This window comes from Gemmatimonadaceae bacterium (assembly GCA_035633115.1).
GTDB lineage: Bacteria > Gemmatimonadota > Gemmatimonadetes > Gemmatimonadales > Gemmatimonadaceae > UBA4720.
Map to the genome: position 1 here is coordinate 150,118 of DASQFN010000111.1, position 20,352 is coordinate 170,469.

14 protein-coding genes are annotated in these 20,352 nt (G+C 62.5%); 5 read left to right on the forward strand and 9 right to left on the reverse strand.

Annotation, left to right across the window (positions count from 1 at the left end):
- Window positions 1-80 precede the first annotated feature (80 nt).
- Both VES88_15580 and VES88_15585 read left to right on the forward strand, forming a co-directional pair.
- Window positions 81-971 carry a DUF4440 domain-containing protein gene (locus VES88_15580; protein ID HYN82909.1) on the forward strand — a complete coding sequence of 297 codons (891 nt, stop codon included), beginning with the start codon at window positions 81-83 and terminating at the stop codon, window positions 969-971.
- A gap of 4 nt (window positions 972-975) precedes the next feature.
- Window positions 976-2,010, forward strand: coding sequence for a hypothetical protein (locus VES88_15585; GenBank protein HYN82910.1), 1,035 nt, complete (start codon window positions 976-978; stop codon window positions 2,008-2,010).
- Here the strand turns inward: VES88_15585 and VES88_15590 are convergent.
- Window positions 2,002-3,123 carry an alpha/beta hydrolase gene (locus tag VES88_15590; GenBank protein HYN82911.1) on the reverse strand — a complete coding sequence of 374 codons (1,122 nt, stop codon included), beginning with the start codon at window positions 3,121-3,123 and terminating at the stop codon, window positions 2,002-2,004. The two genes, VES88_15585 and VES88_15590, sit on opposite strands and share 9 nt — an antisense overlap.
- 86 nt (window positions 3,124-3,209) lie before the next feature.
- Window positions 3,210-6,110, reverse strand: coding sequence for a protein kinase (locus VES88_15595; GenBank protein ID HYN82912.1), 2,901 nt, complete (start codon window positions 6,108-6,110; stop codon window positions 3,210-3,212).
- A 144-nt stretch (window positions 6,111-6,254) separates the two neighbouring features.
- On the opposite strand from VES88_15595, the gene VES88_15600 reads away from it, so the two are divergent.
- Window positions 6,255-9,662 carry a DUF5916 domain-containing protein gene (locus VES88_15600; protein HYN82913.1) on the forward strand — a complete coding sequence of 1,136 codons (3,408 nt, stop codon included), beginning with the start codon at window positions 6,255-6,257 and terminating at the stop codon, window positions 9,660-9,662.
- 88 nt (window positions 9,663-9,750) lie between these two features.
- Window positions 9,751-11,547, forward strand: a complete 1,797-nt coding sequence (locus VES88_15605) for a dynamin family protein (protein HYN82914.1) — start codon at window positions 9,751-9,753, stop codon at window positions 11,545-11,547.
- Between the two features lie 3 nt (window positions 11,548-11,550).
- Here VES88_15605 and VES88_15610 read toward each other — a convergent pair whose 3' ends face one another.
- Window positions 11,551-12,423 carry an aminoglycoside phosphotransferase family protein gene (locus tag VES88_15610; protein ID HYN82915.1) on the reverse strand — a complete coding sequence of 291 codons (873 nt, stop codon included), beginning with the start codon at window positions 12,421-12,423 and terminating at the stop codon, window positions 11,551-11,553.
- A 281-nt stretch (window positions 12,424-12,704) separates the two neighbouring features.
- Between VES88_15610 and VES88_15615 the strand changes: the two genes are divergently transcribed.
- Entirely contained in the window at window positions 12,705-13,076 is a 372-nt protein-coding gene (locus VES88_15615; protein ID HYN82916.1) for a carboxypeptidase regulatory-like domain-containing protein, read from the forward strand.
- A 26-nt stretch (window positions 13,077-13,102) separates the two neighbouring features.
- On the opposite strand, the gene VES88_15620 is transcribed toward VES88_15615, so the two are convergent.
- The 6 genes from VES88_15620 to VES88_15645 form a co-directional block, all read right to left on the reverse strand.
- On the reverse strand, window positions 13,103-14,932 hold the full coding sequence (locus VES88_15620; GenBank protein ID HYN82917.1) for a serine hydrolase: 1,830 nt from the start codon (window positions 14,930-14,932) through the stop codon (window positions 13,103-13,105).
- Complete coding sequence (locus tag VES88_15625) at window positions 14,929-15,612, reverse strand: GntR family transcriptional regulator (protein ID HYN82918.1); 684 nt, start codon at window positions 15,610-15,612, stop codon at window positions 14,929-14,931. The genes VES88_15620 and VES88_15625 overlap by 4 nt, the downstream gene beginning before the upstream one ends.
- Before the next feature lie 132 nt (window positions 15,613-15,744).
- The gene (locus VES88_15630) at window positions 15,745-17,109 is read right to left on the reverse strand and encodes an amino acid permease (GenBank protein ID HYN82919.1); all 1,365 of its coding nucleotides are present in this window, start codon (window positions 17,107-17,109) and stop codon (window positions 15,745-15,747) included.
- Entirely contained in the window at window positions 17,106-17,807 is a 702-nt protein-coding gene (locus VES88_15635; GenBank protein HYN82920.1) for a methyltransferase domain-containing protein, read from the reverse strand. The genes VES88_15630 and VES88_15635 overlap by 4 nt, the downstream gene beginning before the upstream one ends.
- 82 nt (window positions 17,808-17,889) lie before the next feature.
- Window positions 17,890-18,573: a response regulator transcription factor gene (locus tag VES88_15640; GenBank protein HYN82921.1), complete on the reverse strand. Its 684-nt coding sequence runs from the start codon at window positions 18,571-18,573 to the stop codon at window positions 17,890-17,892.
- Window positions 18,570-20,246 (reverse strand): HAMP domain-containing sensor histidine kinase, encoded by a 1,677-nt coding sequence (locus tag VES88_15645; protein ID HYN82922.1) that lies wholly within the window; start codon window positions 20,244-20,246, stop codon window positions 18,570-18,572. The genes VES88_15640 and VES88_15645 overlap by 4 nt, the downstream gene beginning before the upstream one ends.
- Window positions 20,247-20,352 lie beyond the last annotated feature (106 nt).

Consider the following 20,352-nt stretch of genomic DNA (forward strand, 5'->3'; position numbering starts at 1 on the left):
AGGTAGCCTCACCAGGGGAGGCTGTCACCCTCGACTACGCCCGCGCTGCATTCCAACTTATTCCAATGAAGATTCAGTCGATGTTCGGCACGGCACTGATGCTGCTCGGCGCCTTCGCGTTTCGAGCGAATGCCCAGGCGAGCCCCGCTGACAACGCGCGTGCATGGCGCGAAGCACTCCGCGCCGCCGACGAGACGGCCAGCACCGCCGCATTCAAGACCGGTATCGCCGCAGCGCTTCCTCTTGCAATGACTGACGACGCGGTGCTCCTCTGGGACGCGGCTCCGATTGTATCCGGACGCCCCGGAATCCAGCAGCTGCTCGCTGCACAGCCAGGCGTTCGAGTGAGCTGGCAAGCGCTCAGCATTCTTGTCTCGAGGGATGGGAACTTCGGTGTCACATTCGGCGCGACGTCGCGGTACGGCGATAGCAGTGCGCCTGTGGGCTCCGCGCGATACATCAGCGTCTGGCGACGCGCTGCTCCCACCGGCTGGAGAATGACGGCGCACGCGCAGATAGGACTAGTGAACCCCGACAGCGTGAAAATCCCCGCTGCTCTGCCCGGGACTCTGAGCCCAACCAAGGTTCCGCAAGACCCGTTTGCCGCAGCCGACATCGCATTCGCGCGGATGGCAATCGACAGCGGAGCACCGGCCGCGTTCTACCATTACAGCGCGCCCGACGGAATGACTTTCGCCGGCACAGGCGAGCTCAACATCGGTCCGGAAGCGATTCGCGCCCGCCTCGGGGAAGGCGCCGCTGGAAAAGCGAAATGGGTGTGGCGTCCATTAATCACGATTGCCGCCGCGTCAGGCGAGCTCGGAGCAACCGTGGGCACCGCGGAAATTCAGCTAGGCGCGGGACCGAACGATGTCTTCTTCTCGAAGTACCTGAGTATATGGAAGCGGCAACCTGACGGATCGATCAAGTTCGTCGTCGACGGAGGTAGCGGTCGGCCGCAGAGGCCGTGACCGAATGAAAGCCGTTCGCTTCCTCGCTGTGCTTGGCGCGATTTCGGGAACTTTCCTAGCGCCAGCGGAAGCGAAAGGGCACGAGGGTTGGGGCATCGTGCGCGATGCCAGCGGGCGCATCTACGTCACCGACATTCCGGCAAATACTGTCTGGCGCATCGACGCCGATGGCCGAGCAGTGCCGGTTCGACGTACGACTCACTCACACGCTCTTGCCGTCGGAGCGGACGGTGCGATCTATGGTACGCACGTTCATCTAACCGCGCCGATAAGAAGTGTGTGGCGCCTCGATATGACAGGCCGCTCGACGGCATTCGTTCCGGAAACACGAGGGCTGCCTCTCGACCTGCAGCCGTTTCTGCTCGCCGCTGACGGAGCCATCTACTCAATGAGCCCGCATGAACCCGCACTCCCAGTGGATCAGCGGCGGCTGTTCGTCGTCCGGCGCTCGCCGGCCGGTGTTATCGACACAGTAGCCGGCGGACTGAAAGGACATGCAGACGGAAACGGAAGGAATGTGCGATTCAGCGGCGTCGACGGAATAGCCTGGCTTTCGGACGGCTCACTACTTCTTGTCGATGGCGCGCGACTCCGGCGACTCACACCCGACGGGACCGCTCAGACCCTCACTCCGCCACTAACGGAGTTTCAGTGGGATCAGGATCTGATGGGAGCCAGCGTTGCACCGGACGGGTCAGTGTACGTCGCGGATTTTTCAGGGCAGCGTGTTCTCAGGATCGATGGACCGAACGTGAGCACGGTAACGAGCACTTGCGGGTACTGGGCACCGACAGGCGTGCTTGCAACGGCAGACGGCGCGTACACCCTGGAGCATCCGCGCGCGCCGTTGGGCATCCTCGGCGATCTTGGTATCGGCCCTTACCTTCGCGTTCGCCTGGCACGCCCGGATGGGTCGACGCAAGTGATCACGCGCATCTGGGGCCGTAACACGAAATACGTAGTCGCTTTCGCGGTGGGAGTGGTCGCGCTGATCGTCGGCCTGCGCGCGCGGCGTCGCGCGCGACGACGGTCAGGGTAGAATCCAGTAGGGAAGGCCTCTCCGGCTGGCGCCGCGAAGATTCCTTTCCTGCGCCGCCTTGTTGAGGACGGTCGCGGAGAAGAGATCGTCGAGTATCTGCTTGTTCGCGGCAATGTACGAGTGACCGAGCCAGTCTCCGTCGACCCGCGAAGCATCGATCGTCTCCATTCCTCTCAGTATCGTCAGTGACGGGCCGGCTTGGCCTAATCGCGGTGCGCCGTGCACTTTGCGGGAGGCTTTGAGGGCCTCATCATTTGCCGACGCGTAAAGCGTGACACGCTGCGCCGAACGGCGCAGCCGAGGCGCGATCTGCTCGATGAAGACATCCCGATCGATGTCGGGTGCAGCAAGAATGACGTTGTGAAACATCACCGGACGCGGGCTCTGCGCGATCTGTTCCAATGCCCTCACCAGCCCGCGGCTGCCCATGGAGTGGGCGAGCAGATGAATCTTGCTCGCTCCGCTCTTCGCTGCGACCTGCTCCAGGAACGATCGGAGATTCGGTATGGTTTTCTCGATCGACGCCTCGTCTACCGTGTAGGCCCACGTTTGCGCCTGCGAGGGCCAGCTGTACATGACCGGAACGATTCTCAAGTTGAGATCGAACGCGATTTGAGCGGTTCGGCGCGCCGCATCGTCGAACGAGACATTGAAGCCGTGCACGAACACGAACAGCTCGCGACTATCGACCCCTTTCACCGCTTCCGCGAGGCTGCCGAACATCGCTGCCTGCGAAAGCGGGCGGACCTGGTGAAGCATGACGTGCTTTCGGGGATTGAAGTGGAACTCCAGACGCTTCCACGACGGGGATTCCAGGTCGCCCGGACGATGTCCAGGCGGGATCGACACATCGAGAACTCCGTACTCCAATCGGCCGCGTGCTCGGCCGTAGCGAACGATGTTGCCCGGCAGGCGTGACCTGTCCGTGGCGTAATGCACGCGAAGAGTCGTTACGCTGTCAGCGATCGGACCCTCTCCGCCGGCGAAAATCGGAAGCGGCGGCGGCGGCGGCGGTGGTGGTGCTGGGGCTACGCACTGCGGGCTGTCGGCAGGAATAGACTCGAGTCCGGCGTACTCGCAGCTCGGCCCGGTACGCCCGGAGCCCGTCGCCATACATCCCGCTACGGACGCGCAGGCCAACGTTGGAAGCAACCGGGAGAGGAAAGCAGTCCCAGATTTGAGCGGACGGGAAGTTCGCATCACCGCACCGGTCCGAGATATTTGTCGAGCCAGCTCAGCGACTCCGCAATGAGCTGTGTTCTTGGAACAAAATGCCCGCCTTCATAGAGCACGTAACGCTTTTGATCGGCAGGAGTGCCGAGCAGTCGGAAAAACGGTTTCTGTGACGTCTCCGGCGGGAAGAAGTGATCGTACTTCCCGTTGAGCATGATGACGGGGACTCGAACCCGCGGAAGAAAATTGAGTGGGTCTGCTTCCGGCCGCGGGCGCTCCATCTCGAGTCCGGCCACATAGAGAATAGCTGTCTTGAGGCGAGGCTCGACTGCCGGCATGATCCCGCCCAGGTAGCCGCCCCAGCTGACACCGAAATATCCCAGCTTTTTCGAGTCGATCTCCGGCCGTGTCTCCAGATAATCGATTGAACGCCGGAGATCCTTCGCCCACATCAGGACGTGGTCGCGATAGAAGATCGTCTCGTCGGCGTAATCACTCTTGAGACTGTCGCCGCGCTCATAGGTCCCCTTGTAGATCGGATAGATGACTGCTCTTCCGCTCTTCAGGAAAAAGTCGATCCGGTTGATCTCGAGATTGTTGGTGCTCGACCGCGTGTGAATCGCGTTGGAGCCGGGAAAGTAGACGATCGTCTGATACGGTGGCTTACGTCCCTTCGGAAGGAAAATGTAAGCCGTGACGCGCTCGTTTCCGTACGCGGCCGCGAAGGTGACCTTTTCGCGGGACATGTTCGCGTCGGCATTGTCCCTTTCCTCGACCTTCGCTTCGAGCGGAAGAGGGTCGTAGTCGTAAAGCGTGAGGAAAGTTCTGAACTCCGCGTCCGACACCGGCTTCTCGGCGGAATAATCGCGGTAGGCGCGTGCGACCGGCTGCATCGCAGTGCGAAGGTTGGGCTCGTCCTTCAGGTACTTCACGAGTCGAATCCCGTTTATCACTGAGCGGTCGAACGGCGGCTGAGTGAACGCGTCGTTGAACAGGTATGTCGCATCGCTCCATCCCCCGCCCAGAATGAATCGATTCTGACTGTCACCGTTGAAGCACCATTCGCGGACGTTCCCCGCCATGTCGAACACCCCGAATCCGCTCATGCCGGCTGTAGTTCCTCCGCGCGCGGGGCCCTGACCGGCAAAGTTGCTGCCCGGAACGATGTAGGCGCTGATCGGCAAAGTCGCGGCGCGCGCCCAGTGATACAGAGTAGGGAGAGACTTGCCGGCGAACTTCGCATAAGCGGCGGCCTCGTACCAGCTGATGCCGCCAACCGCGAAGTCCCCCTGGCTGGAAGGAAAATCTCCCGCCTCCCAGGTGGAGGGGCCGGGTCGGCCCGTTTTGTCGATGAAAAGCGCCGTTGCCTCAGCGAAGTTGAGCCGCCGGCCGTCCTTCACGAATTCATGCTCCCAATACTCCGGTTTCGCGTAACCTCCGGCGTCCACGAACGCCTTGTACTGGCGATTGGTGACCTCGTGGCGGTCCATGAGAAAGTCTGAGAGCGCTATCGGCTCGAGCGCATCGAGACCAGGCAGGGCACCCGGGAAGTTTCCGCCGGTGACGCGCACCATTTCCGCATTGGGTGCGTTCGCGGCGTCGAGCACGATCGTGCCCGCGGGTACGACCATCACCCGATTCACCGTTCTATAGCCCGGCATCTCAATGCGGATTCTCGATATCGACGGCTGGCTGGGCAGCCGCACCGTGTCGGTGGGAGTTGTGCCAACCAGTTCCCAATGCGTCGTGTCATTGAAAAGTGCGCGGTAGACCTTCGCACCTGCGGGCTGGGTCAGGAAAACTCCCTTGCGAGTGAACCGCGCCCAGAGTGATCCGAGAACGGAATCACGAGGGTTCACAGCCACGACCTGCATTGCGAGCGCGAACGCGCTGTCGTTCGCGCCAGCTTCGATGTGGCGCTGGATTGCCGGCATTGCTTCGCTGCGCACCCACCGTTCGCGACGCCAATTGGATGTGAGTGCGTAGGCAGCTCCGGCTGCCAGGATTACACCGGCCGCAGCTCCCGCAATAAGGCGTTTGGCATTCGACGATCTGCCATTTGCCGAGCTGCCGCTGGTGAAGGTCCCGGTTGGGGTCGCAAGAGCTTCGAGCTCGGTCAGCAGCTCGGCCGCACTTTGATAGCGCGCCTCCCGTTGCTTCTCGAGGCACTTCATTACTATGCGCGAGACTTCAGGAGGCACCGACGGCTTCGCGCTTGAGAGCGGCTCCGGCGCAGTCACCACATGTGCCGACATCACCTGCTGCGAATTCCCCGTGAACGGAGGCTTTCCAGCGAGCATCTCGTACGCGACGATGCCGGCCGAATAGATATCGGCCCGCTGGTCCACGTCCTCATCGGCCGTGACCTGCTCCGGCGCCATGTACGCCGGAGTGCCAAGCGACATGCCTGTTGCCGTGAGGTTGTGTGCACTCGCGGAGCCCATTGCTTTCGCCACACCGAAGTCGAGCACGAGTGCGTGGCGATTCGAGATCATCACGTTGTCGGGCTTGATGTCGCGGTGAACCATGCCGTGCTGGTGGGCATGAGCCAGCGCGTCAACGATCTCGCGGAAAAGTCGAGTGGCTTCCGAAACGGGCAGCGCGCCATCGCGGGAGAGTCTCGACCTGAGAGACTCTCCATCGACGTACGGCATGACGTAATGGAGGAAGCCATCCGCGTCGCCCGAGTCGATCAGCGTCAGTATGTGCGGATGCTGAAGCTGCGCAGCGATGGAGATTTCCCGGATGAAGCGGTCGGCTCCAATCGCCTGACCGGCTTCGCGGTTGAGGACTTTAATAGCGACGACGCGAGCATGGCGGAGATCACGGGCCAGGTACACGGTGGCCATCCCGCCGTGTCCGATCTCTCGCTCTATCTCGTAACGGTCCGCAAGTGCGGCGTACAGGCGACTGACGTCGTCGGCCATGGGTGCCTTCGTGAAGGAAGAGCGATTGCCTTTAGGGACATGCGTCCCACGATAGATTGTGCCCGGGCGCTAATTTAGGGAGCCGCGCCGGGCGAATATAGTCTCGTCCGTGACACGCTCCAACGGGATCCTCGACCACTACGCATGATCGTCCACCTTCTCGATGGAACGTACGAGCTCTTCCGTCATTTCTACGGAATCCGCCGCGGCGTGAAGGTCGATCCACCTTTCGGCGCAGTGGTCGGCGTGCTGCGCACAGTCGCGAAGATGATAGAAGAGGGTGCGACGCACATCGCTGTCGCAACGGATCACGTGATCGAGTCCTTCCGCAACGATCTATGGACTGGCTACAAGACCGGCGAGGGCATCGAGCCCGTGCTCTATTCGCAATTCATCCCCCTCGAGGAATCGCTCGTTGCTATGGGCGTAACAACTTTCGCGATGGTGGAGCTCGAGGCCGACGATGCCCTTGCTTCTGCTGCGCACATCGCGGCGCAGGATGAGCGCGTTGAAAAAGTCTGCATCTGGACGCCGGACAAGGATCTCGCTCAGTGCGTCGTCGGAGAGCGGGTGGTGCAAGTTGATCGGAAGAGCGGAAACATTCGCGACGAGCAGGGTGTCCGCGCGAAGTTCGGCGTCGCCCCCGAATTCATTGCGGACTACCTCGCCCTCGTAGGCGATTCCGCTGACGGATATCCCGGACTCGCGGGTTGTGGTCCGAAGACGGCCATCAGTCTCATCACGCGGCACGGTCACATAGAAGACTTCCCCGCAGCCGTACTGGGACCGAATCGCGAGCGTGTGATCCTCTTCAAGGATCTGGCGACGCTCCGAACCAATGCGCCGCTCTTTCGCGATGTAGACGAGCTGCTCTGGACCGGCGCGACAGGGTCGTTTCCCGCGGTGGCCGAGAAGATTGGCGATCCGCGACTGGCGGAACGGATACGAGATCTGGCTGCGCGACTCGTTGTTTCGGTTTTGTTTCTGGTGTGTTTGCTGCCATCGGCGGTGAGCGCGCAGGGCATCGAGGCAGTACGCGTTACCAGCTCGGCGCTACAGCTCGACGGTCGATTGAGCGAGAACGTGTGGCGAACAGCTCCGGCCGCACGAGGCTTTCTCCAGCGCGAGCCGAATGAAGGAGCGCCGGCCGCAGACAGCACCGAAGTGCGATTTGCGTACGACGAGAGCGCGCTCTGGATCGGCGCCAGGATGTACAGTCGCAAAGCAAGCGACATCCGGGCACTGGTGACGCGACGCGATCGCGAAGGGAGCTCGGAGCAGATCAATATCTCTCTCGACACCCATCGGGACCGGCGCACCGCCTACACCTTTTCCGTAACACCGGCCGGCGTACCTATCGACTACTTCCACGGCGAGGACTTCGAGTCGGAGCGCAATTACGACTACAACGCAGTGTGGGAAACGGAAACAAGGATCGACTCGCTCGGCTGGACGGCGGAGATCCGCATCCCCTTCACTCAGCTGCGCTTCAATCCAGGCGACGTTCAGGATTGGGGCGTGAATATCTCCCGCGTCGTGCCGGAAACGAACGAGCAGAGCTATTACGTGCTCGTGCGCAGGAACGAAACCGGCTGGTCGTCGAGAATGGCGTCGCTCACAGGAATCCGCGGCATAGAGCCGAGTCGCCGAATCGAGATTCTTCCGTACGTGGCCGCGGACTCGAGGTTCCTTCACGTGACCGATCCAGCCGACCCCTTCGCGGAAAAACGTGACGCGGGAATACGGGCCGGCGCAGACCTCAAGATCGGCATGGGGCCGAACCTCACGCTCGATGTTACCATCAATCCCGATTTCGGGCAGGTCGAGGCGGATCCGGCGGAGGTCAATCTCACCGCCTACGAGACGTTCTTCGATGAGCGGCGGCCGTTTTTTCTCGAGGGGTCACAGCTGTTCGGTGGAAGAGGCTTCTATTACTCCCGGCGCATTGGCGCGGCTCCTCCCGGCAGCGCGGATACCGACTACCAGGAGCGACTCGACAACACGACAATCCTCGGCGCAGCGAAGCTGACGGGAAGGCTTCCGTCCGGTCTTTCGATTGGAGCGCTCACGGCAGTGACCGGTCGCGAATCCGTGCGCACCTACGATGCAGCATCAGCGGACTTCGGCACGGCGACAATCGCGCCGATGACGGGTTACGCAGTGGCCAGTGTGCAACAGGAATTCGGCAAAACCCGCTCGACGTTCGGCGGAACCGTGACGATGGTGCAGCGAGGCCTCGACGCCGGATCGCCGCTGTCCGCGCTGCTCGTGAAATCGGCGTATTCGGCAATCTTCGACAGCCGGCTCCGGTGGGCGGGCGGTATGTACGACGCCCGCGCGTACATCGGAGTCACTCACATTCGCGGCGACTCGCTCGCAATTCTCCGGCAGCAGCTGTCATCGCGCCGGTACTGGCAGCGTCCCGATGCGTCTCACGTCGAAGTCGACCCGTCGCGCAGGTCGATGAGCGGAACGATCAGGGGACTCAGCCACAGCAAGCTTTCCGGGAAGCACTGGCTCTGGGACGTCGACTACTGGGAGAAAGGCCCCGGCCTCGAGCCGAACGACATCGGCGCATTCGGCAGCGTCGACGATCGCGGCGGCGTCGCCCGGATCCGCTATCGGGAGACGACTCCGCGGGCGTGGTATCGGTCGTACGTGGTCGGAGTCGGCGCTGAAGGCGAGTGGAGCTTCGACGGCACCCGCACGAGTGCGGAAGCGTTTGCTTTCGGCAACGCGACGTTCAGGAATTTCTGGCGCTTCAGCAGTGATTTTGAGTGGGCCCCTCGTTCGCTCTCCGACGCACTGACACGAGGTGGTCCGTTGATGGGAACACCGAAAGGCTACAGGGCGGAGATCAAGTTGCAGAATCGTGCAGGTGCGCGGAACGGCTGGGGATTCGAGGTGGAAAGTGCCAGGGACGAGACAGGAGGGTGGGACCGCGAGCTGGAGCTCAGCCTTTCGTATCGGCCGGGCACGCAATGGGAGCTCAGCTTCGACCCATCGTGGGTCCGTGGAAAGACATCGCAGCAGTTCGTCACCTCACTCGGTGGAGGCCCGACGGAGACATTCGGCACACGGTACATCTTTGCCCATGTCGATCGCAGCGAAGTAGCCGCCCGGCTCCGACTCAATTACACGTTCACCCCGCGGCTCACTCTCGAGACGTACGCGGAGCCATTTGCTTCGAGCGGCACTTATCAGGAGTTTGACGAGCTTCCGGCGGCGCGAGCGCGAGAGCTTAGGATCTACGGTGCAGAGGGCACCGGCACGAGCATCCGGAAAAACGCGGATGGAACGCGGACCGTCACCGCTGACGGTCAGACATTTACGCTGTTCGACCCCGACTTCAACGTTCGGTCGTTCCGGAGCAACGTGGTTTTCCGGTGGGAGTGGCGTCCCGGCAGCACGATGTTCGTCGTCTGGCAGCAGGACCGGAGTGCAGATCGTGCGGTGCGACTGGTTCGTCCGGGCGACCTGTTCGACTCCTTCGACGCTTCAGGGGATAACTTCTTCGCTCTCAAGATCAGCTACTGGCTTGCAGTCAGATAACACGACTCGCCCGAGGGGGAACGGGAGTTGAATGATCGCGCTGGAAGTCGCACCTTCCCATTCCTCATTTCAATGAAGGCCTGAAAGCTTGGAACAGGTCCTTACCCGGCAGCAGGGAGAGCTGGTTGCGCTCGAGCGGAAGCTCGTGCTCCGCGTTCGCGATATACTCGCGAAAGCCGACGGCTCACGCGCCGACCTCGAGCGGCTCGGCTCACTCGTCAACGAGATGGACGAGCTGTTCCTGCTCGTCGTGGTGGGCGAGTACAACAGCGGCAAGAGCACGTTCATCAATGCGCTCCTCGGCGACGAGGTGTTCGCCATGGGAGATCTGCCGACCACACGTACGATCTCCATTCTGCGCTACGGTAAGGCGGGACCGCCGGAATCGCTCGGCGAGAACATGCACCTCTACCAGTATCCGCTGGAGGTCCTGCGTGACCTCGACATTGTCGACACTCCGGGAACCAACTCCATCGAGCGGATGGAGGAGGCAATCACGCGCGATTTCGTGCCGAGAGCCGATCTGGTGCTGTTCGTGACCAGCCTGCTCCAACCGTTGACGGCGAGCGAGCTCGACTTCCTCGCTCATATCCGGCAATGGGGAAAGAAGGTCGTCTTCGTCGTGAACGGAGTGGATCGCCGTAACTCCGATGACCAGGTGAAGCGGGTGCGCGAGTACCTGACGAAGGAAATCGCTGCTCGGCTCGGTGCTTCGTCTCCGACGATCTACTTCATAAGCGCGCTGCTTGCGCTTCGCGCGAAGCTCGCTGCTAAGTCCGCGACCGATTCGAAGAACCCCTCGGCGCCCGCGCTGGGTGGCGCGCCAATTCCCGACCCACTCAACGAGTACCCGGCGCTCGAGCGGTACGTCATGGAGACACTTCGTGAGACCGAGCGCGTGCGACTCAAGCTTCTCAGTCCGCTTGGCGTGTTGCGGCACGTCCTGAAGGTCAACGTTTCTGCGCTCGACACCCGCCTCAAAGTCGTCGACGAAGACTCGCGTGTTCTACGCTCCATTCGCGATCAGCTCGAGGCTTACACCAAGGAGATGCGAACGGATTCCGAGCGCTACCTCATCGAGGTTCGGAACGTTCTCTACGAGCTCGAGCGGCGAGGGAGGTCATGGTTCGAGCGGACGATCAGGATTGGAAACGCGAACTTCCTTCGCAACAAGGACGCTGTCGAGAACCGGTTTCGTCTGGAAGTCGTTCAGGAGACTCCGCAGGCGATCGAGAACGTCGTCCACCGCATGGTTGACTGGACTGTTCAGCGCAACCTCAAGCTCTGGAGCACCGTGTTTGCGGAGCTCGACGCGCATACCGCCCGGCTCCGTGCATCGGGCGCGCTAGCCGCGCATGGCGACACCGAGTTCCAATACAATAGAGAAGAGCTCTTCGCGAAGCTGCGTGAGCCCGTGGAGCGGCGGCTAAGCGATTTCGACACCGAGAGGGAGGCGCGGCAGATCACCGAGTCGGTGAAGGAGGCGGTGATGAGCGCCTTCGGCGTGAACGTTCTCGCGATCGGTCTTGGTGGAATACTCGTCGCCGCTTTTACGACGGCCGCGCTCGACGTGACTGGCGTGCTTACGGCGACTGTATTCGCAATCGCCGGCTGGCTGTTGATTCCCGCGCGGCGGCGGAAGCTGATAAAGGAATTCGAGACGAAGGTGGAGAAGCTGAACGAGGACCTTGCTGCGTTGTTGAAGGCCAAGTTCGAAGAGCAACTCGGCAAATACGAGCGGCAGCTGCTCGAGGTGATCGCTCCTTACGAGAGGTTTCTCGAGACTGAGCGGGCGAAGCTGGAGAGCGGCCTTGCCGAGCTGCGCGAGGCGGAGCGGGAAGTTACCGCGCTCGAGGAGCGAGTGGGCGCGGCCTTCCCGGAGTAATCGTCAGCGCTGGCGATCGACAATCCTTGCCAGCGCGGTTGATTCATCATCCCAATTGTCCCGCGGCTCGGCGGCAAGACGGGCGAATGTCCAGCGCCAGACGCGCTCGTGATCGACCTCGAGTAGATCTGCTACGGACTTGATGGTTTCGTCCGGTCGCGATCGAAGGCGCTCACGGCAGTTGAGGAGATGCTGCGTGGCGTCGTAGGCTCTGTCTCCGACAAACGGCTTGGGATCGATGACGAGCCACGGCTCGCGCTCCGCCCTGAGAACATTTCCCGCGTGGAGATCTGTCACAAGCAAGACGTCGGATGCTGCCGCGACTCCCATCTCCTCGAACGTGCGGAGTCCAGCTCGCACGAGCCCTGCATCGTGCCATCGCGCTTCGTTACGCCTTGTCTCTTCACTCCAATGCGTCAGCATCTCGGAGAGATGACCGAACGTCGAATTTGACGGAGGCGGTCGCCAGAATCGCCTGAGCAATCCGGCGATGATCACATCCTGTTCAGGCTCAGCCAGGGCTCGCAATGAAGTTCCGGGTATGCATCGCTCGAGAAGCATCGCGTTGAGATTCTCATCCGCCTCGAGCAGGTGAACTGTCGGATAGCCCTTCAAGAGCCGCAGTCCCGCAATCTCCTGCTCGCCTTCGAAATGCGGCATGCCGAGCTTGAGCACGACGGAAGTGCCATCGCGTCGCGTTGCGGGCGCGACCCACGCGCAGCTCACGTCGTCGCCTTCGAAAGGTGGCGCGATCTTCAGCGACCACCGGGTTGTCAGCTCACCGATCACGCGCGGAATCACGTCGAGCCAAGTCGCGCGTACCGGGGACCTGGCGCATGACGAGGCGAGATTCGCAGGGATGGAAAACGGGATCACGGTGGTGAAGATATCGGGATGGGTCGGTCGCCCGAATGAGCCAGGATGGGGCGTGACCTGCGTTGGTTCACGCAGCTTTTCGATATGTCCACGGAACAAACTCTGGACGAAATCGCGCGGTTGTCCACCCCGGCGTTGCTCTCAAATGCCGGCCAGAGCTATCTTGACGCGAGGACCAGTTCCTCGGACGCGGGACGTACACACCAGCCCGCACCCTGTGCTGCCGAAGCGGGGCAGCATCTTGGCGCTTGTGGCGTACGCCGTTCTCTCAACCAGACGCCATGTATCGTACGCCACTCAAACTTGCGTATTTCCTGCTGTTGCTCGGCTGTGACAGCACCGGCCCGAAATCAACGAGCCTACTCTTCGATGGGACTGTCACAGAAGCGGCAACCGGAGGTGTGATCGCCAGCGCTGACGTTAGCGTGAGGGACTTTGGTGGCAGCTATGGTCTCGTCGGAAAAGACCTGCAATCCACCCGCACGAGCTCACAGGGGCGTTACACACTTTCGTATAACGCGTGTGCCGGGTCGCCTGCGCTCGTTGTTTACGCTGTGGGCTACCACCCGAAGAGCGTCGAGGTCGGATGCAAGGCCGAGAGGCAGGCTGTAGACATCTCCCTGACTCGAGATCCGCTTGCGCCAAGTAACTGAGAGGTACTGACCACGGGCCGAATGGATCAGCGCCGAATGGCCGGAATAATCACGTTCGGAACGATATCGTCGAGAAACCTCACCCACACTCCGCCGTGACCGTAATTGCCCGCCGTGAACACAACCGCGAGCTCGAGTTCGGGCACGACCATGAGCGCCTGCCCGCCGTTTCCGGTCGCCGCGTAGGCAGGGTAGGTCCTGTTTCCCGATTTGAGAGTCCACAAGTGCCACGCATAACCGTCCTGACCAGCCGAAACATTTTCATCCCGATAAGGCCACTCGATATGCTTCGCCGTCGATCGTGTGACCCACGCTTTCGGGACGATGCGCTTCCCATTCCACATGCCGCCGTCGAGATAGGTCTGGCCGAACTTGAGCAGATCCCGCGGACGCATCCACATGCCGCCGCCGGTGTATCCCTCGAACGTCGGCATGAGATTGAAGTAGTACCGGCCGAACTGTAACGGACGCGCGATGGCGCGATCGAAGAACTCAGGCAGCCATGTCTTCGTCGCGGCAGCGACTCCCGCGCCGACGAGATTCATTCCACCGGAGCAATACGCCCAGTAACTGCCGGGATCGCGCGCCATCGGAAGGTCGAGGACGTACTTCCACCAGTTCCGCTGAGCCGTCTGGCTTTGCATAGTGCCCTCGTTGCCCGGAGAATCATCCACGTTGTCGTCGCACGCCAGCCCGGAGCTGTGCGTCATCAAATGGGCGAGGGTGATCCGCGGCTTCCGAGAATCCGAATTCGCGAAGGGTCCGTAGCGGGAGAGCAGCGTCGTGATCGGCGTCTCCGGAGCGACTGGAGCTCCCTGCATCATCGCGGCGCCGAGCATCACTGAGGCGAAGGTCTTCGCGGCCGATCGCGTGTCATGCGGGCGGTCGCGGTCCCATCCATAGAAATATTCTTCGAGTACCAGCTTTCCTTTTCGCGCGATGAGCAGCGAATGGATCAGCGGCGCCCGTGGCAGTGTTGGAACCGTGTCGGCGATGCTTTGTACCAGTCGCTCGAGGCGTGCTTCATCGAACCCCGCATCGCGAGCGCGCGCAACTTTCCAACCGTCCTGCTCGGCAAGTGGGGTGGTGTAGGAGTACTTCAATCCGCGAGGTACCCGCGGGAAGAGACCGATCGCCTGGTCTGGTGCGCGTCGAGTGAGCGCGAGGACGCGGCCGATCTGCCACCACCACACGACGATCTGATTGTTGATCGTATCGAGCTTCGCTGCGAACCTCACCACTGGCTTTGCAGTATCGGGCCCCGCGGCGAAAATCACCGAATCACCGACGAGAGCCATCCGGTGCCGGAGTGCGCCACCTCGAAGGTTCAGCTCGGGATTGCGAAACGCGCCGACGAGCATGCCGTTGGGCTCTCGCCACACCGACAGATACAGCGAGAAGCGATCATCGACCGGCACGACAACAGCGCGCCAGACGTGGCGCTGCTGGAGCTGTAGAGTGAGCGGCGTTGCGAACGGCTGGTCGAGGCCGCCTGGGTCATGTGGTCCAAGCTCCACGGTCACGCCGTTGGGCTGAATCCAGAATCCTCTGATCGCCCGCCGATCAGCGGAGAGGACGCCGCGAAACTGTCCGTGGTTTCCGGGAAAGCCGAACCGAATGCTGTCGCCGCTTGGTTGAAAGCGTGTCTCGACGCTCGAGATTGTCGCGCTCCAGTTCGATCCGTTACGCCTCACCGTGAGCTCGCCGCGCAGAGCAGGGCCGAACGTCGTCTCGCTCGCCCAGATGCCGATCAATCGATCGGAGGGTGTCGCCGGAGATTGAGCTGTAGAGGTCGAATGTGCGATCACAACACTTGTCAGAGCGACGAGGCAGGCAACGACACGAAACGGGGTCACTTGCGCATTTCCTTCGCGGTCTGAGCATCGCGCGCAACGAGCCATTTCATGATTGGCGCGAAGCCAATCTCGCAGTTGAGACGAAGCGCGGCGCACGCCCCCTCGAGATCGCGTTTTCGAAGTGCCGACGTGATCGCTTTGTGCTTGGTGATTGATGCGAGGACATTCCTGCGCTCCCGCATCAGGGCGATCTCGTAACGACGCGTTCGCCGGGCGAACTGCTTGATTAGGTCGACCAGCACCTTGTTGGGACAGGCCGAGACGAGCTCGAGGTGCCATTCGTCGTCGAGTCCGATGATCTCATCGGCGTCGCGCGCTTTTTCGATCCTGCGATTGATCTCATCCAGCCGCTTCATTTGTGCGGGCGATGGCAGTCCGGCGAGTCGCAGCGCCGCGGGGTCGAGGATCGGCCGAATAGTATAGATCTGCTCGAACTCTTCGACAGTAAGAGGGCGCACGAAATAGCCGATCCGCGGAAATGCTTCTAACGCCCCCTCGTGGGCAAGCCGGGCCAGCGCTTCGCGGAGCGGCGTGCGGCTGACGCCGAGCTGCTGAGAGAGGTGGACTTCGTTGATGCGCTCGCCGGCGGGGAGGCTGCCGTCGACGATCATGTTCCGGAGGGCGTCAGCTACGTCATCGCTGATGTTGCCGCGGATTATCCGGGTAGGGACTGATCTCATACTGTATACAGTATACAAGTGACTCCACGCGCGCAACAACCTCTAACCGCTCGCCGCTGCCTGCTTGCCGTTACCCGTACCCGTACCCGTTGGCCGTTGCCCGCTATGCCGTTACGCATTCGCCGCTGCCCGTTATGCGTTTTCCGTCAGCGCGTCCACGACCGACGATGAATCGCGCTGCCGCGTCAGAAGCAGCAGCGGCAGACCCGCCGCTATCAGTACCACACCCAGGATCGACGGACCCGGTGCGTAGCGGAAGCTCGAGACCGCGATCATCGCTACACTTGCCACGAACGCCAGTGGCACGACCGGATAACCCGGCACCGCAAACCCCTTCGGTGCACCGTACCTGCGGCGCAGGATGAACACAGCAGTGACTGCCGCTCCACTGAAAAGCAGAATCGAGAACCCAGTGTAAGTGACGATCTGCTGGAATGTCCCCGTCAGCACGAGCACGCCGCTCCAGACACTCTGCGCAATCGCCGCCGATGCCGGCGGTCCATCCTTCTTCGCCGAACCCGCGAACATCGACGGCAACACGCCGTCGCGCGCCATTTCCCTGTAAATGCGCGGCCCGGTGATCACCAGTGCGCAAACGCTGCTTGCCATCGCCGCGAGTACCAGCACCATCGTGAGCGCGCCGCCGGCGTTCCCGACAAGCGCACGAGCCGCCGTCGCAACGGGAGTCGACGACGCCGCGAGCCCCGCGGGCGACAGCACCCGGATCAACACCATGTTGAGCGCAACGTACAGTAGCGTCACGATCAACGTGCCGAGTATCAGAGCGCGGGGAATGCTCTTCTGCGGATCACGGAACTCGCCGGCGACATACGCCGCCGCGTTCCATCCGCTGTAAGTAAAGAAAATCGGCACGAGCGCCGAAAGAGCCATCGCGCTCTTCGCGGAAACAGGTGCGGCGACGCGGCCCGGTGCTCCAAAAAAGCCGACGAATGCCAGCACCGCGAGCCCCACAACAATCACAAGCGCGAGCCCGTTCGTCGCCAGGCGACTCGCGCTGACACCGGCGATGCTTATCATCGTGAACAGCGCAATGAGCGCCAGCGCGATGGCCGTCGTCGCCGAAAGCGTAAGAGTCAGCGGACCAATCGAGAGAGTCCACTCGGCGCTGCGCGCAAACGCCGGCAAAACCCCCGCCACATGTGCCGCAAATCCGACAGCGGCCGCCGCGATCGCTCCCGAGAACCCCGCGATGAATGAGGTCCAGCCGGAGAGGAACCCGGCTGTTTCGCCGAACGCCTCGCGCAGGTACACGTACTCCGCCCCACCTCTGGGGAATCGCGTCGCGAGCTCGGCGTAGCACAGCGCCCCGGCAAGCGCGAGCAGGCCTCCGGCGAACCAGAGGGTGACCGTCAACGTCGGAGTGCCTGCAATGCTCGCGACGTACGACGGCACGGTGAAAATCCCCGCGCCGACCACGCTCGACACTATGAGTGCGGCACCGTCCACAGCGCCGAACCTTCCCGTCTTTACGGTCACTTGGCGCTCCGCCGCGCAACGATCAACCACTGCTTCTGCCAGTGATCGCCCATCTTGCGATCGACAAACTTCGGGTCAGTGGACACGATCTCGAACCCCTGCGCCTCGAGATCGTCGCGCGCAAAGTCAATCGCCAACGCGTGATGCGACGTCTGCTCCTTGCGCGACTTCGTTACCAGCGAATCCACCGGGGCATTGTCGACGATCACGAGAATGCCGCCGGGCTTGAGCGCGCGCTTGACTCCATCCAGAATCGGCACGCGCTTCGGCATCTCGTGGTACGCATTCAGAATGACAACGCCGTCCAGGGTGCCGAAAGGCAGGCGGGGGTCGTCCTCCTCCGCGAGGATGAGCTCTACGTTACGCAGCGAATCTTTCGCCAACTTGTCCGCGAGCGTTCCGAGGGCCCCGTCGCTGATGTCGACCGCGAACACGCGTCCGCTTGCGCCGACGTGTCGCGCGAGCCGGACGGAGAGCCATCCCTCGCCCGCGCCAAGATCCGCTATACGGCTGCCGGGTTTCGCGCCGAGCGCGGCGAAGATATCCGGGACGCGCTGCCAGTCATCCCTGCGGACCGGTGCCGCGTTGCCGGTTGGTGTGAGCGTGCCCGGCGGCGCCGCCGTTCGAGTTTGACCGGACGCCGCGGCTGGAGAAGCGAGCGCAAGTGCGAAGACGAGTCGAGCGAGACGAGTGCGCATGAAATCTCCGGATTGGTTATCCGCAATCTCGGATCGCACCAGTCGCTCGTGGCGAGAGCGTCGTACGCGAATTGTGAGAGACTTACGGCCGCAGCCGGTACCCCACCTTGTGAACCGTGAGAATGTGCCGAGGCTCCGACGCGTCACGCTCGAGCTTGCGGCGCAGCTCGGCGATATGAGCATCGACGGTGCGGGTGGTGACGGAGTTATCGTATCCCCATACCGTGCGCAGCAGCTCATGACGCGTGAGAGGTCTGTCCGCGTCGCCGAGCAGCGCCAGGAGGAGTTCGAATGCGCGCGGTGTGAGCGAAACCTCCTCGCCGCCGCGGCGGACGACGCGTCGCGTTGCGTCCACCTCGACGTCTCCAATCTTCCAGACTGTTCGAGCGGCTGATGTTGTAACGTTTGCCCGCCGAAGCAGCGCCTGCACGCGGAGCATCAGCTCCATCACGCCGAACGGCTTCGTCACGTAGTCGTCGGCGCCTGCGCGGAACCCCCGCACCCTGTCGATCTCCTCGGCGCGCGCGCTGAGAATCAGAACCGGGGCATCAACGCCGCGGGCGCGTAGCGTCGAGAGCACCTCGTAGCCGTCGATCCCGGGAAGCATGAGGTCCAGGATGACGACGTCGGGAGTGTGCGCGGCCGCCTCGGCCAGTGCAGCTTCGCCCGTGTGCGCGACGGTTACTTCGTGACCTTCTACTTCCAGGTTCGCCCTCAGTCCCAGTGCGAGGTTGCGCTCATCCTCGACGACGAGAATGCGGCTCACGTCAGTGCCTCGACCTGATCTTCCACCCGCTCGGATACAGGCTGCTGCGCGGAGGGAATCATCACGATGAACCGGGCTCCACCGCGCGGGGATTGCTCGATCGAAACCATCCCGCGGTGAGCGGCTACGAGATCGCGTACCACCGCCAGTCCGATTCCGGCGCCGGCCGAGCTGCCGCTCTCCGCGCGGACGAACGGCTCGAACACGCGCTCGCGCCAATCGATGGGCACGCCGGGCCCCGAATCGTCGACAATGACGCGCACGTAACCGTCCTGCTGCTCGGCATTAACTTCGACCGAGGCACCTGTCCCGCCGTGCTTCACCGCGTTGTCGAGCAGGTTGAGCATGACCTGACGGAATGCGGCGCGGTCAACGTGCGCGTAGAGATCCTGCCGCACGTCAAGCGAAATCGTGACGTCCGCGGCCTGCGCGATCGGCGCAAAAGCTTCGACGGCATCTGCGATTTCAGCGGCGATCCCGACGCTCTCGAGGCTCAGGGTGTCGCGGCCGGACTCGAGGCGAGAGAACCGGAGCACGCTTTCAACGAGCGCGCTGAGTCTGCGCGCCTCGGCCAGGATGATCGCAGCGAAATGTCGTCCCTCGTCGCCACCGCGCTCCCGGCGGAGCGCGAGCGTCTCGGCGAACATGGAGATCTGCGCGAGCGGAGTGCGAAGCTCGTGAGACACGTTCGCAACGAAGCGTCCGCGAAGATTCGCGAGCTCACGGCTCCGTCGCTGCTGCACGAGGCCGATGGCAGTGAGCACCGACGCGACGACGATCATGAGAGCGATCGATGGCAGCTGGGATTTCGGCGCTCCCCCGACCAGCAGGGTGTTCGCGAGGCGGGGAGGAAGATCAACCGTTGTCCGCAGCTCGCCCAACTGAAGTCCCGTGCTGTCCGTCGCGGCGGTGGATCCGAGCGGCAGCCCTGTGGCGAACACGACTCCGCCATCTCTGCGCGTCAACTGCACTGCGACGTCGGTCTCGGAAAGCTTCGCGCCAGCGTTTGTCGACGGGAGGAGATTCGTTTCGCGGATGACCTTGCCGAACCGCTCCCGGAGCACGCCGGGATCAGCGACGACCCCGTAAGCAGCTCGCATTGGCCCGTCGGAAGTGGAAATCGTCCACAGAGCGATGGCGTGCGAGGCGCCGCCGGCGCTGTCGAAAAGCATCCGGTGGGGCTCGTCGTCGCTGCGTGTCGTGCGAGCAAGGTCCAGCAGGCGACGCTCAAGCATCGCGCGCGTCTTGTCGTCTACAACGCCACCTGCGGTCTCGAGGTTACGCGATCCGGCCTCATACGTAAATGCGAAGCGTGCGCTGTCAAGAAAGACCGACTTGCGGGTCGCCCGCCCCGCCAGGATCGACGTGGGTCGTTGTAGCTCAGCGAGGTGCGCAGTGCGCTGATGGCCGGAGGCAATCCCCGTGAACGCACTCATTATGTCGTCGTGCAGCGCCATGTTTGCGCGGCGGGCGTACTGCCAGGCGGCGATGCCCGCGTAGTCGTGCACGACGCGATGGGTGACCGCCGCATATTGACGCTCGGCGCGCCAGGTGAGCAGCGCCACGACAAGGAGCAGAACCAGCGGCGCGAACAGTGCCGCGGACACGATCCACCCTCTGCGGTCACCAGTCGCGCCCGGGCGCGCGAGAGGCACACGCGTGACAGGGGACATGAGCAGAATCTAGCTCAGCGAGCGCATCCGGCCGCGAAGGAAACGTGAAAGATTTGTAAAAATGGGGCTGTCACGGGATGCAAGCCCATCCAGTTCGCGCGTTGTG

Coding starts and splice junctions, on each gene's coding strand:
- VES88_15580 (HYN82909.1), top strand. CDS start 81: ATGTTCGGCACGGCACTGATGCTGCTCGGCGCCTTCGCGTTTCGAGCG.
- VES88_15585 (HYN82910.1), top strand. CDS start 976: ATGAAAGCCGTTCGCTTCCTCGCTGTGCTTGGCGCGATTTCGGGAACT.
- VES88_15590 (HYN82911.1), bottom strand. CDS start 3,123: ATGGCGACGGGCTCCGGGCGTACCGGGCCGAGCTGCGAGTACGCCGGA.
- VES88_15595 (HYN82912.1), bottom strand. CDS start 6,110: ATGGCCGACGACGTCAGTCGCCTGTACGCCGCACTTGCGGACCGTTAC.
- VES88_15600 (HYN82913.1), top strand. CDS start 6,255: ATGATCGTCCACCTTCTCGATGGAACGTACGAGCTCTTCCGTCATTTC.
- VES88_15615 (HYN82916.1), top strand. CDS start 12,705: ATGTATCGTACGCCACTCAAACTTGCGTATTTCCTGCTGTTGCTCGGC.
- VES88_15625 (HYN82918.1), bottom strand. CDS start 15,612: ATGAGATCAGTCCCTACCCGGATAATCCGCGGCAACATCAGCGATGAC.
- VES88_15635 (HYN82920.1), bottom strand. CDS start 17,807: ATGCGCACTCGTCTCGCTCGACTCGTCTTCGCACTTGCGCTCGCTTCT.
- VES88_15645 (HYN82922.1), bottom strand. CDS start 20,246: ATGTCCCCTGTCACGCGTGTGCCTCTCGCGCGCCCGGGCGCGACTGGT.